At 66.2% G+C, this 13026-nt stretch carries 11 protein-coding genes and 1 pseudogene; 6 read left to right on the top strand and 6 right to left on the bottom strand.

What is annotated here, in order from left to right; genetic code table 11:
- Positions 1-2 precede the first annotated feature (2 nt).
- The 4 genes and pseudogenes from C492_RS17405 to C492_RS25625 all read right to left on the bottom strand — a co-directional run bounded on the left by C492_RS17405 (position 3) and on the right by C492_RS25625 (position 6015).
- Positions 3-1336: pseudogene (locus tag C492_RS17405) on the bottom strand (DUF444 family protein).
- Entirely contained in the window at positions 1327-3612 is a 2286-nt protein-coding gene (locus C492_RS17400; protein ID WP_008426039.1) for a PrkA family serine protein kinase, read from the bottom strand. The pseudogene C492_RS17405 and the gene C492_RS17400 overlap by 10 nt, the downstream one beginning before the upstream one ends.
- A 1-nt stretch (position 3613) precedes the next feature.
- Positions 3614-5686 carry a PrkA family serine protein kinase gene (locus C492_RS17395; RefSeq protein ID WP_008426038.1) on the bottom strand — a complete coding sequence of 691 codons (2073 nt, stop codon included), beginning with the start codon at positions 5684-5686 and terminating at the stop codon, positions 3614-3616.
- 206 nt (positions 5687-5892) lie between these two features.
- Entirely contained in the window at positions 5893-6015 is a 123-nt protein-coding gene (locus C492_RS25625; protein WP_275040354.1) for a hypothetical protein, read from the bottom strand.
- Positions 6016-6234: 219 nt separating this feature from the next.
- On the opposite strand from C492_RS25625, the gene C492_RS17390 reads away from it, so the two are divergent.
- A complete protein-coding gene (locus C492_RS17390) occupies positions 6235-6666 on the top strand; it encodes a DUF5820 family protein (protein ID WP_008426037.1) in 432 nt (143 codons plus the stop codon).
- 25 nt (positions 6667-6691) lie between these two features.
- Positions 6692-7138, top strand: coding sequence for a UPF0179 family protein (locus C492_RS17385; RefSeq protein ID WP_008426036.1), 447 nt, complete (start codon positions 6692-6694; stop codon positions 7136-7138).
- 1 nt (position 7139) lies between these two features.
- Here C492_RS17385 and C492_RS17380 read toward each other — a convergent pair whose 3' ends face one another.
- Complete coding sequence (locus C492_RS17380; RefSeq protein ID WP_008426035.1) at positions 7140-7493, bottom strand: winged helix-turn-helix transcriptional regulator; 354 nt, start codon at positions 7491-7493, stop codon at positions 7140-7142.
- Between the two features lie 76 nt (positions 7494-7569).
- A complete protein-coding gene (locus C492_RS17375; protein ID WP_008426034.1) occupies positions 7570-7983 on the bottom strand; it encodes an SRPBCC family protein in 414 nt (137 codons plus the stop codon).
- A 132-nt stretch (positions 7984-8115) separates the two neighbouring features.
- On the opposite strand from C492_RS17375, the gene C492_RS17370 reads away from it, so the two are divergent.
- The 4 genes from C492_RS17370 (at position 8116) to C492_RS17355 (ending at position 12810) form a co-directional block, all read left to right on the top strand.
- Positions 8116-10530: a penicillin acylase family protein gene (locus C492_RS17370; RefSeq protein WP_049893171.1), complete on the top strand. Its 2415-nt coding sequence runs from the start codon at positions 8116-8118 to the stop codon at positions 10528-10530.
- Positions 10527-10901, top strand: a complete 375-nt coding sequence (locus C492_RS17365) for a hypothetical protein (RefSeq protein ID WP_008426031.1) — start codon at positions 10527-10529, stop codon at positions 10899-10901. Before C492_RS17370 ends, C492_RS17365 begins: the two co-directional genes overlap by 4 nt.
- Positions 10902-11164: 263 nt before the next feature.
- The gene (locus C492_RS17360) at positions 11165-11605 is read left to right on the top strand and encodes a DUF7522 family protein (protein ID WP_008426029.1); all 441 of its coding nucleotides are present in this window, start codon (positions 11165-11167) and stop codon (positions 11603-11605) included.
- Positions 11606-11835: 230 nt separating this feature from the next.
- On the top strand, positions 11836-12810 hold the full coding sequence (locus C492_RS17355) for an aldo/keto reductase (protein WP_008426028.1): 975 nt from the start codon (positions 11836-11838) through the stop codon (positions 12808-12810).
- Positions 12811-13026: the final 216 nt, after the last annotated feature.

The raw sequence follows: 13026 nt of genomic DNA, 5'->3' as shown, positions 1-13026 counted from the left end.
CGTCACTCATCCGTCTCTCCCTCCGTGCTGAGGATCTCGTAGATCGCGTCGGTCACGTCGTCGGCGCCGTTGACGTACGCCACCGCGACGTCCTCGTCGTCGGTCCCGAAGTGCCGTTCGAGCTCCTCGGCGTGGGTCGCGTTGATCGCGTTGCCCGACGGCTGGGTCTCCACGTAGGCGTGGAGGTTCGCCGGAATCGAATCCATCAGCGGGATCACCCGCTCCTCGGTGTCGTTCGAGGAGTTCTCGGAGTCGCCCGCCGCGAAGACGTAGCGGTTCCAGTCGCTCCAGGGGCTGTCTCTTATACACATCTCTGATGGCGCGAGGGNTCGCTCGAGATCTTCGTCCCGCCGCCGGAGCGAATGCCGAAGAACTCCTCGCGCTCGACCTCCCAGGCCTCGGCGTCGTGGGCGATGTAGACGAACTCGGCGTTGTCGTACTTGCCCGTGAGATACCAGTCCAGCGGCGTGAACGTCCGCTCGACGAGCTCGCGTTTCTTCTCGCGCATCGAGCCCGAGACGTCCCTGATGTTCACGACGACGACGTTCTTCTCTTTCTCCTCGATGATCTCGGGGTGGCGGTAGCGCTCGTCCTCCCGGCGGAACGGGACGTGTTTGATCCCCTCCCGGCGGATCTTCTGCTGGACGCTTTCCCGTTCGACCTCGTCCTCGAGTTCCTCGGTCGAGGCCCACGCGCCGCGTTCGGCCGGCGGAACGTCGTTGTAGGCGTCTTCGATCCAGGCCATCGACACCGGGATGCTCTCGCCGCGGGCCCACTCGAAGACGTCCCGGGGGCCGAAGCCTTCGACCTTGCAGACCTCCCGCAGAAACTCCTCGTCGAAGTCCATCGCGAGCTTGCGCTTTAACCCCTCCTTGAACATCCGCTCGAAGTCGAGCGTACTGTCGGGACCGGTGCGCGTGAGGTCGGTGAACGGACCCTCCTTCTCCTCGACGACCTTCTTGCCCTTCGGCTCGAGATCGAGCCCCAGCTCCTCGTCTAACTCCTGGGCGAACTCCGCGGGGTCCATCTCGTAGTACTCGTGGTCGCCGCCGTCCTCGCCGGGCTCGTCGCCGTCGCCGTCGTCGTCGCCGTCGCCCGGCTGGGGCTGGGGCTGGCCGACCGGTTGCCCGACGTCGGGCGTGTCGCCGTCGCCCTGGCCGACCCCGCCCTGGTCGCGCTGATCGTACTCGAACTCCGGCAGCGAGACGATTTTGACGGGGATCTGGATCCGTCCGCGCCCGCCCGCGAGGTCGCCGTACTTGATGAAATCCGCCAGGTCCTCGCGGCGCTGTTCGCCCACCTCCCGGAACCGCTCGAGGTCGTCTCTCAGTCCCATCGGTAGCTCACCTGTCCCATGACGTGCCTGCTGGTCAGTTCGGCCGACGCCTCGGAGTAGTCGAAGCGGTCGACCATCGTCGCGATCGTTCGCCGCTTGATCGAGTCGGTCTCCGTGCCGCCGGGCGGATCGTCCCACTGGCGCGGGTCGAAGTCCTCGAAGGTCCGCTCGACGTCGTCCCAGTCGTGGCTCTCGAGGACTGACTTGATCACCGGGATCGCGGTGAGGTCGACGTCCTGGACCGAGAAGTCCTCGTCGCGGTGTTCCCACGCGTGACGGTTCAGCGACGTGATCACCTTCTCGCGCCGGAAGTCGCGGACGCTCTCCCGGGGCTCGTTGCCCTCGTACTCGGCCTCCGAGAAGCGTCCGAGGTGCTCGACCTCGAACAGCTTCATCTTCAGCGGGTCCGGCTCGACGCGCTCGCCCCGTTCGTTTTGCAGGGGCTCGTCCGTTTCCCAGGCGTAGACGTGCTCGACGTACTCGGCGACGGTCTCCTCGTCGACGCGTTTCTCGTGCATGATCGCCTCGATGACGTCGCTCTCCTGTCGGTCGAAGACGTAGTTCTTCACCGGGACGACCCGGTTTTCGAACTCCGAGCGCTCGCCCGCCGAGAACACCGGCGCCTCGGAGAGCCCCTCGGCCATCGCGTTGAGCACGTCCCGGGGCATGACGACGTCCTCGACGGCCAGGTCGGCGTGGTGGCGATCGCGGTCGGTCTGGAGCAACTCGGCGAGGGTGTCCCGCGTGTAGGTGACGGGGATCCCGCCGTCGCCGTCGTCGCCGTCGTCGGCGAAGTCGAACTCCTCTTTCTCGCGGCGGGTGTCGCCCTCCTGGAGGTAGCCCTGATCGAAGATCAGGGCCTTGTCGACGAGGTCTAACCCGTTGGGGAGATCCTCCTCGTCGAGCCGAGTGACGACCGCGTACAGCGCCGCGGCCTCGATCGCGTGCGGGGCGAACTCCCGCCGTCGGGGGTCGCCGTCGCGGTCCTTGACCGTCGCCGTCACCGGCTCGCGGATGCGATCGGCCAGATCGAGGTAGTTCTCCGCCTCCCAAACCGACGTCTCCGCGGTCAGCTCCCGGCGGATCAGCTCCGTCTCGAGGCTCAGGTTCGTCAGGTAGCCGAACTGGTGGCGGTCGAGCCGGCGTTTGAGCGCCTTCAGCGGGTCCATCCCGTTGCGATCGGCGTGCTGGTTGAGCTGGGCCTCCAGATCGGGGTTCGAGATGATCAGCATCTGGGTATCGAGGTCCATCCCGATCCCCTGGTCGAGTTTCACCGACTGTTCGTCGGGGACGTTCAACAGCTTCTGGAGCAGGTCGGCGTGCTGGGCCGCGTCCTCGACGATCGAGAGGACGCCGTTGCCCTGCGAGAGGACGCCGTCGTAGCTGAACGCCTGCGGGTTCTTCCGCCCTCTGGAGTCCAGCTCCTGGAGCATCCCGTGCATCCACGAGCCGACGAGTCGCTCCTTGGGCCGACCGTCGTCCTCGCTGTGGAGGACGCCGACGCCCTGGCCGACGTCGACGACGTAGTTTTTCACGCGGAGGTGCTGCTCGTCGGCGATCGCCGAGAACAGCTCGTCTTTCCCCTCGCGGCGGTAGTGCTCCTCGAGGTAGTCGTAGGCCTCCCGGGAGAACGGATCGAGCTCGGCGTCGACCCGGACGGGGACGTGGTCCTCGAGGCCGTCGTTCAACTCCTCGAGCAGCGCCTCCCGAACCGCGTCGGGAAACACCGACAACGGGTGGGCCTGGACCGGACTCTCGTACCAGTGGCTGTCGTCGGTCGTCGTCGGATCGGCGCCGTAGCTTAGCCCGCGCTCCTCGACGTCGGCGGTGGTGACGTTCCACTCGACGGTGTAGCGCCGACCCTCGGGCGTCTTGGAGTACTCGCGCAGCCCGTTGACCAGACAGCGTTTGAGTTCGGACTTGCCCGTCGCCGTGGGCCCCTCGAACCAGATGATCTTCTCGTCTTTCGCCCGCCCCGCGGCGATCGCTCGGAGGTCGTCGACGAACCGATTCAGGACCTCGGTGTTGCCCAGAATCGCGTGCTCGCCGTCGTTGTGCGGGTCGTCGAAGAAGCGGTAGCGCTCTTTCTCCTCGCCCTCCTCGACCACGGTGCGAGTGCCGGCCGCCTCGATCGCCTCGAGCAGGTACTTCGAGGCGTGGGAGGCGATCGTCGGGTTCTCGAAGACCCGGTCGACGTAGGTCTCGAGACCCATCGGCTCCTCGTAGGTCTCCTCGAGGGTGCGGTCGGCCGCGCTGACGTAGTCGCGTTCGGTCATGTTAGTCTTCCATCTCGGCTTTGGCGACCTCCGCGCCGGCGAACTCGAGCACTTCCTTGGCCCCCTCCTCGGAGTAGCCCTGTTCCATCAGCGCGTCGATCCAGGCCGAGCGCTCGTCGTCGTCGAACTCGTTGGCGCTGACCAGCGCGGAGAAGTTGATGTTGTGCTTCTTGTCCTCCCAGAGCTTGCGTTCCAGGGCGCGGCGCAGCCGCTCGTTGTCCTGGGGGTTGAAGGCCTCGCCCTCGCGGGCCCGCCGGGAGACCCAGTTCGAGACCTCCTGGCGGAACGACTCCTTGCGGTCCTCGGGAATGTCGAGTTTCTCCTCGACGCCCCGCAGGAAGGTTTCGTCGGGTTCTTGCTCGCGGCCCGTGAGCTCGTCCTCGATCGTGTCGTCGTCGATGTAGGCCATCACGTGGTCCATGTACTTCTCGCCCTGGCGCTGGATCTCGTCGATGTCGTAGGCTAAGGCGTGGCGGACGTCCTCGATGGCCCGCTCGCGGTACTCCTCGCGGACCGTCTCGAGGTAGCGGTAGTACGTCTCGAAGTTGTCCTCGGGGATCGAGCCGTGGTGCTCTAAGTTCTCCTCGAAGAAGTTGAACACCGTCAGCGGCGAGAGGAACCCGCGCGAGCGGTGCTTGCTGTCCATGATCGCCTCGGCGATCTCGTCGCCGATGAAACGGGGCGAGACGCCGACCATCCCCTCGCCGATCTCGGCTTTCCCCTCTGCCTCCTCGCGGAGCTTCTTGACGTCGATGTCGTCGCCCTCGTCGATCTCGCCGTTGTACGCCTTGGCCTTCGAGAGCAGGTCGACGGTCTCGGTGTCGGGCTCCTCGATCCGGGTGAGCACGCCGAACAGCCCCGCCATCTCGAGGGTGTGGGGCTCGACGTTGATATCGGGAACGTCGGCGTTGTGCAGCATCTTCTCGTAGATCTGGGCCTCGTCCTCGTAGCTGAGGACGTACGGGAAGTCGATGCGCTTGGTGCGGTCGTTGAACGCCTCCATCTTCTCGTCGCCCTTCTTGTCCTTGTACTCGGGCATGTTCGTCCGCCCGACGATCACCTGGTCGATGTCGATCCGCGGGTTGCTCTTGGGTTTGATCGTCTGCTCCTGGGTGGCATGCAGGAAGTCGTAGAGGAACTCCCGCTGGAGTTTGAGCAGTTCCTCGCCGGAGAACACCCCGCGGTTGGCGTTACAGAACGCCCCGGAGTAGTCGAACGCACGCGGGTCCGACTCGCCGTAGATGGCGATCTTCGAGTAGTTGACGTCGCCCGTGAGTTCGGTCTCGTCCTGGTTTTTCTTGTCCTTGGGCTCGAACGTCTCCAGCGCCTGGCGCTTGTTCTCGTCGGCGACCAGCCGGATCACCTCGACGTGGTTCTCGAGGACCTGCTGGAGGTCGTCCTCGTAGTACGCCAGCAGCTTGTCCATGTAGAACTCGCTTTCGGGATCCAGCGCCTGCTCGTTCTGGATGGTGTAGGGCGCCTCGAGCCCCTCGTTCAGGTCGTCGATCACCCGCTGGCGCTGCTCCAGGGGCAGGAGGACCAGCGGATCCTGGTTCATCGGCGAGCGGACGACGTCGTCGGCCGGGTCCTGATCCTGAACGACGTCACAGAGGTTCGTCCAGCGGAACGTGTACATCCGCCCCTCCTCGCGCAGCGTGTAGTCCTCGAAGTACTTGCGCACCTGTTTGTCGAAGTGGGACTTCCCCGACCCCACCGGGCCGAGCAGGAGCTTGATCCGTCGCTCCGGACCGAGTCGGCGAGCGCCCGATTTCACCTTGTTGACGAACTCGTGGATCGACTGGTGGATCACCTTCCCGTAGAAGGTGTTCTCGCCGTCGCCGAGCGGGTCCTCGGAGGCGAGTTTGTACTCCACGACGCCCTCGGTCTCGTCGTAGGTGGTGCCGTAGTAGTCGAACATGTCCGCGACCCGCTGGTGGGCGTTGCGCGCGATCTTCGGATCCCTGTAACACTCCTCGAGGTACCAGCCGAAGGACTTGGTCTCCCGCAGGTCCGCGGGCATCGATTCCTTGTAATCCGTACTGAGCTTTTCGAGCGTCTCGATGTCACCGTTCATGGTATCATTGCCAGTTTCGGTCTCCCCCGTCGGTCGTCTCGGAATGGACGTCGTTCGACCAACCCGTACCGTCGTGCAGCCGGACCACCGCTATCCGCCGTCTCGAGTCCGTTCGACGCCTCGCGGTCGAACCGCTCCGCGACGCGGCGTGCGGAGGGCGCGAACCGGTGTGAACGGCGGCGGTTCGTCGTGGCATGTGTGAGCTATCACCACCCCTCGCCGCCGAGGACCGCCGTTTCGGTCTCGGACGGCGGCGCGCCGGGGACGGGCGCGAAGTGGATCGGTCCGCCGATCGGATACCGATAGTATTTAATGAGTGAGTAATCCATCTACTTAAGCTTAGCCCCAAAAGGTATTTACCAGTAGATGGTTTCCGTATAGAGTCGTTGGAAAGTATGGGTGGTCGACGATACCACTTACCAAGGTAAGGCGGTGTCGGCATAACAGCTGTCCTTGCGACTGACGGGGACGACGGCGCGCGAACGTTCACGGCGACGACGAGGTCTCCCGGACGACGATCATTTACGGCGATCGCTCGTACCGCCGGTATGAGCGAACTCGAGTCGCTGCCCGAGGCCTGGGAGGTCTGGTCGGCCGGGGACGACGGGCGGGTCGTGCTCGCGTATCGATCCGACGTCTTCGACGGCGAGGAGTTTTCCCCGGCCTGCATGCCGACGCTGTATCTGACACACGGGAGACGAACGCGCAGACCGGGCGCCAACCCGACGGACCGGGCGGGCGCGACCGACTGGTTCGTGACCTTCTACTTCGAGCCCGACGTCTCCCTGGACGACCCCGATCGGTTCGAGACGCGCGCCGAGGGCCTGGAGCGCGCCGTCGAGCTCGCCCGCCGGTTCGACGACGGCGAGATCGACTACCGGGACCCGTACCAGGTTCCCCGCGAGGCGTACTTCGAACGGCTCGACGAGCTCGTCGGCGACGCCGACGATCGGTCGTCCGGACGCGGACGTGAGGCTTAACCGCCGTCCGCGACTACCGATCGGTATGTCCACCGTCACCCTCATCGGCTCCCGTCTGGCCGAGCCGGGAACCGAGTTCGTCTACGAGGGCGAGGCCGACGGCTGTGCGGGCTGTCCGTACCGCAGCCAGTGTCTCAACCTCTCGCTCGACACCAGATACCGCGTCACGTCGGTCCGCGAGAACGCACAGACCCTCGAGTGCGCGATGCACGACGAGGGGGTCCGCGCCGTCGAGGTCGAACCCGTTCCCGTGCGCGCGAACGTTCCCTCGAAGGGCGCGTTCGCCGGCAGCAAGGCGAGCCTCCAGGGCCCGTGCCCGTACGTCGAGTGTCCGAGCCACGAGTACTGCGAGCCCGACGGCGTCGAGTTCGACGAGGAGTACCGGGTCCGGACGATCGTCGGCGATCCGCCCCACGACGTCTGTCACCTCGACCGATCGCTCCAGCTGGTCGAACTCGAGACCGACGAGTGAGCTACGCGTCGACGGCCTCGCCCTCGAGCCAGCTGTCGGCCCAGCAGGAGATCTCCTCGAAGACCGGTTCGAGCGACTCGCCTTTCTCGGTCAGGCTGTAGTAGGTCGCGATCGGCGCGTCCTCCTCGAGGCGACGTTCGACGAAGCCCGTCTCGCCCAGGTCGTCGAGGACCCGCGAGAGGGTGCGGGCGTTGGCCCCGGTCTCGCGTTTGAGTTCGTTGAAGCGGTGTTCGCCCTCCAGCAGCGTGTGGAGGACCGCGAGTCGCCACTGGGAGCCGATCTGTTCGATCGACGCGACGACCGGACAGGCCTCCTCCTGTCGTTCGATCGAGTTCTGCGATTGCGGGGTTGCCATCGTCGTTTCGTACGCGGCCCCGCAGTATAGGGGTTCGGATCCGTACCAGCTAACTCGAGGATACCGCGACGCGACGTCACGGCCGCTCGTCCCCGTCCTCGAGCACCGACTCGATGCGCTCGAGGGCCCGCAGACAGACGGGCGCGTAACCGACGGCGGTCGGCGGAAGTTCGAAGACCACTCGACAGCGGTTCTCGGCGAGGGCGTCCACCCTGTGGCCCGTTCCCGACAGCCCCGCGACGCGCCACGTCCAGCGGCGATCGGTGCGGTCGATCACCTCGAAGGGGAGCCGGGCACCAAGCGCGCGGATCCGTCCGGTCGTCCCCGTCCGAACGCGGGCGTCGGTCGCGTCGACGCCGTCGACGATCGGCGACCACTCCGGCCATCGCCGGACGTCGACGAGCAGGTCCCAGGCGTCCTCGGGCGGGACGGCGAGGACGTGGGAGGCCTCGAGTCGCCGTCCGTCCGATGCGAACTGCAGCCGTGTCATACACCAACGTCGCGAGCCAGCGGTAAGGACGTTCTGCCGTCCGAGTCCTCGGCGTCGATCCGCCGACGACCGCGGTTCGTTCGGGTTTCGAACCGGACAGTTATGTGTGTCGACACGAACCGTCGATCCGTGATGGGCGATCACACCCGACGCGCCGTCCTCGCGGGCGCGCTCGCCGCCGGCGTCGGCGGGCTCACGCTGAGCGGGGCTCGAGAGCTGCTCGGCCAGTTTGCGCCGCTGTCGGGAACCGCCTGGGACGCGGCCGACAGGTCGATCTCGGACCGCGTCGCGAGTTCCCACGGGGAGGCGACGGTGCGCTACGACGAGGACGGCGTCCCCAGTATCGACGCCGACGCCGAGCCCGCGGCGTACTTCGCCGTCGGCTACGTCCAGGCGTTCGATCGGCTCGCCCAGCTCGACCTGCAGCGACGGGTCATGCGCGGGCGGGTGTCGGAACTGGCCGGCGAGGGAACCCTCGAGGACGACGAGTTCCACGTCGCGATGGACTTTGCGGGCGCGGCCGAGGCGACCTGGGAGCACGTCGCGGAGACGCCCGCGGGACCGCTCGTCGAGGCCTACGCCGACGGCGTCAACGCGGCGATCGAGCGCGAGGGGCTGCCCCTCGAGTTCGAGCTGCTGGGGTACGAGCCCGAGCCCTGGACGCCCGTCGACTCGATGCTGATGGAAAAACAGATCTCCTGGAACCTGACGGGGAACTTCGGCGAGCTCCGCCGCGCGCTGGTCGCCGACCGACTCGGCGAGGACGTCCTCGCGGAGCTGTTCCCCGAGCGACTGGACCACGACGTCCCGATCCTCCGGGAGTCCCTCGAGGCGGGGACCCTCGAGGATGACGCGGACGTCGGCTCCGTCGCCGGCGCGGACGCCGTCGGGACCGCCCTGACCGACTGGCTCTCGCGGTTCGAGTCCCCGCCCGGCGTCGGCTCGAACAGCTGGGTCGTCTCGGGCGAGCACACCGAGAGCGGACTGCCGATCGTCGCCTACGACCCCCACCTGACGCTGATGGCGCCGCCGCTGTGGTACGAACAGCACGTCGAGACCCCCGAGACTTCCGTTCGGGGCGCGACCTTTCCGGGGGTGCCGTTCGTCATCGCCGGCGCGAACGACCGGGGAGCGTGGTCGTTTACGAACGTCGGCGCGGACGTGCTGGACTGTTACACCTACGAGATCGACGACGGCGGCGAGCGCTACCGCTACGACGGGGAGTGGCGCGAGTTCGATCGCGAGGAGCGAGAGATCGCCGTCGCTGGCGGCGACGATCGGCCCCTCGAGGTCAGAAAGACCGTCCACGGACCGGTGCTGGAACGGGAGGGCCGAACGGTCGGCGTCGCCTGGACGGGCCACACCGCGACCCGAACGACGGAGGCGATCTACGAGTACGAGCGCAGCGACGGGCTCGAGGACTTGCTCGAGGCCACCCGGAAGTTCGACCTGCCGACCCAGAACCTCGTCTACGCCGACGCCGACGGGCGGACGCTGTACTACGCGACGGGGAAGCTCCCGATCCGCGAGGTAGACGGCGAGGTCGTCTCGGGTAACCGGATCTTCGACGGCTCCGCGGGCGAGGGCGAGTGGGAGGGGTTCGAGCCGTTCGGCGAGTCGTCTTGGGAGGGGTTCGTCCCCTTCGAAGCGAAACCCCACGCGATCGACCCCGACGTCCTCGCGACGGCGAACCAGCGGGTCGTCGACGACCCCGACCACTATATCGGCGTCGCGTACGCGACCCCCTACCGGGGTGCCCGGATCTACGACCGCCTCGACGAACGGATCGCGTCGGGCGAACCGACCGACCTCGAGTTCCACCGGGAGCTACAGAACGACACCCGCGACGGGCGGGCCGAACGGCTGGTGCCGGAGCTGCTCGAGGCCCTCGAGGGGCGAGTCGAGGACGAGGCCGAATCCGACGGCGGGAGCGACCCGCTCCTCGAGGACGCCCGCGAGACCCTCGCCGACTGGGAGTACGGGATGGACGCCGACTCCCGGGGTGCGCTCCTCTTCGCCCGCTGGATGGACCGCTTCCGCGAGCTGGTCGTCGAACCCGCGTTCGAGGAGGCGGGTCTCGACGAGTCGTACTACCCCGACGACTGGGTGATCGCGACGCTTCCCGCCGACAGCCCCCGCTTCGCGGAGCGCTCCCGGACCGAGACGATGGTCGCGGCCCTCGAGGACGCCCTCGCCGAGATCGACGAGGCGGGGTGGAAGACCTACGGCGACTGGAACTCGACGCGCGCGATCGACCACCCCTTCGGCGCCGAGGCGCCGTTCCTGAACTACCCCGAGCTGCCGGCCGACGGGTCGCGGGCGACGGTGAAGAACTACCGCGTCGAGTCGGCGGTCGGCTCGAGCTGGCGGATGGTCGTCGAGCCCGGCGGCGAAGCGACGGCGGTGCTTCCCGGCGGGAACTCGGGCGACTACTTCTCCGATCACTACGCCGACCAGCTCGAGGGCTGGCTCGCGAACGACCAGACGCCGATGGATCGGACGCTCGAGGGCGAGCCCGACGTCGTCTTCGAGGAGGGGACGCCGTGACCGCGATCGATCGGAGCGACGAGGACGCGAGCGGCGACCCCGGAATCGACGCCGCGCTCGAGCGCGTTCGCACCGAACCGCGGGCCCACTGGATCGCCGTCCTCGTCGTCGTTCCGATCGGGCTGGTCCTCGCCCGATTCCACTGGTTCGGGCTCGTCGTCGCCGGCGCGCTCGTCGGATTCGTCTCGCCGACGGTGCGGCGCGGGCTCGCCGGCGCCCTCGGCTTCGGCGTTCTCGTTTTGGTGGCGTTCGCGGTCGGGCTCGGGGAGTCGGTCTGGCGCGTCCTCGAGATGACGCCGGCGATCTACCTTACGGTCGCGAGCGCGCTCGGACTGCCCGCGCTGGGCGCGTTGTTCCGAGGCGTCGTCTGAGTTCGATGGCTGTAGAACGAACAGAAATCCGGTGTATTCCACCTCGACGAGGCCCGATCCGGGTGCTCGTAACCGTTTGTACGTACCGTCCAGCATCGGGAGTATAGTAACAACTGAAACGGTTTGCACACTGAGCGCATAGCCGCCGTGCGATCGGGTGCGCACCGGCTTTCAGTGGCTACTATAACATACGGGGTCCGAACGGAGGGTTCGTGTAGCTGTAGGCGAAATCTTTGATACGGTATACCACCTCTACGCGTTCGATGACCACAGAAAAACACAGAACGACGATCAGTGACGACGTGGCGACCGGCCTCGTGAGCGCCGCGCGTACCAGCCTCGGTGACACGCTCCGAAGCGTCGTGTATTTTACGCCGTCCGCGTTCGACGTACTCTATCTTCGTCAGGAGCTTTACGGCTCGATGGAAACCGCTCGGGCGGCCAAGGGGAAACTCGTCGAGCTCGAGCGGGTCGGGTTCGCGGAGGTGCCGGTCAGGACGGCAATCACTCGCCGGGAAGACGGAACGGGAATCGGGCCGTACGAGTTTACCGTCCGGTTTCACGAGGACGGATTCGTCGTCAGGGTGCTCGAAGGCGACGTGGGAACGATCATGACGACCGATAGTATGGATCTGAACGCGTTCGAAGACGCCGCCACCGCCGTCCGACGACTGCTCGCGGACGCATCGTTCGGCGGCGAGTGAAAACGGTTTTTCGCAAGCTACTCACTGGTCAGTACTCCCTCAACACGGATCCATCGATCGGTTGACTCGTCGACAGTCACTCGAAACAGGCGAAGTCGGTTTGCTGTATTGTTCCCCGTATTCAGCAGCGATTTCCCGTCAACTGTCGAAGCAAAAAAGCACTGCAAGGCGGTGCGTTCGCGTTTGCCGGTCCACGTACTGTTTTGCCGTCCCGCTGAGTACGGCCCGCCATGGAGTACACCACCCTCGGTTCGACCGGGATGGAGGTCAGCCGGCTCTGTCTGGGCTGTATGAGCTTCGGCTCGAGCGACTGGCGCGAGTGGGTTCTCGAAGAGGAAGAGAGCCACGAGATCATCGACCGCGCGATCGATCTCGGGATCAACTTCTTCGACACGGCCAACATGTACTCGAAGGGCGAATCCGAGCGCATTCTCGGGAACGCGCTCGAGGGACGCCGGGAGGAGTCCGTCGTCGCGACGAAGGGCTACTTCCAGATGCGCGAGGACGACCCGAACTCCGGCGGTCTCTCCCGAAAGGCGATCGAGCAGGAGCTTTCGGCCAGCCGCGAACGGCTGGGGATGGAGACGATCGACCTCTACCAGATCCACCGCTGGGATTACGACACGCCGATCGAGACGACGATGCGAGCCCTCGACGATGCCGTCCGCCGGGGTCACGCCCGCTACGTCGGCGCCTCCTCGATGTGGACCCACCAGTTCGCCGACGCCTTACACACGAGCGATCGACTGGGCCTCGAGCGCTTCGCGACGATGCAGAACCACTACAACCTCGTCTACCGCGAGGAGGAACGCGAGATGCTGCCCTTCTGCGAGCGGGAGGACGTCGGCGTGATGCCGTGGTCGCCGCTCGCGCGGGGCTACCTTACCCGCCCCCACGAGGAGATCGACGCGACGAAACGCGGCGAGGCGGAGGAGCACATGTACGACCACCCCTACCGCGAGGGTGGCGGACGGGAGGTAAACGAGCGCGTCGCCGAAATCGCGGCCCAGGAGGGCGCCACGATGGCCCAGATCGCGCTCGCGTGGCTCCTCCACAAGGAGTGGGTCGACGCGCCGATCATCGGCACCACGAGCGTCGAACACTTAGAGCAGGCCGTCGAGGCCCTCGAGATCTCGTTGTCGGCCTCGGATATCGCCTACCTCGAGGAGCCCTACGAGCCGGTTCCGGTGTCGGGGCATAGCTGAGCGGGGTTCGGGAGTAGCACGAGTTCTGTAGTTGGATTTGAACGCAAAAGTCGCGTTACGTGTAGAGGGCTGTGTTGAATCACTAGACGGCGTCGGGATAGGCCGGTAAATCAAAGGAGTTGAAGCGGGAGGCTTCCGTTGTCCATGACGCAAATCTCCCGCTTCACCGAGCGTTGCGTCTCGATAGCACAAAGTGTTACGGGTGAGAGAGGCGAA

It is taken from the genome of Natronococcus jeotgali DSM 18795 (assembly GCF_000337695.1).
GTDB classification, from domain to species: domain Archaea; phylum Halobacteriota; class Halobacteria; order Halobacteriales; family Natrialbaceae; genus Natronococcus; species Natronococcus jeotgali.
Note: the sequence above shows the minus strand (reverse complement) of the source record. Positions and strands in the feature narration are given on the sequence as shown.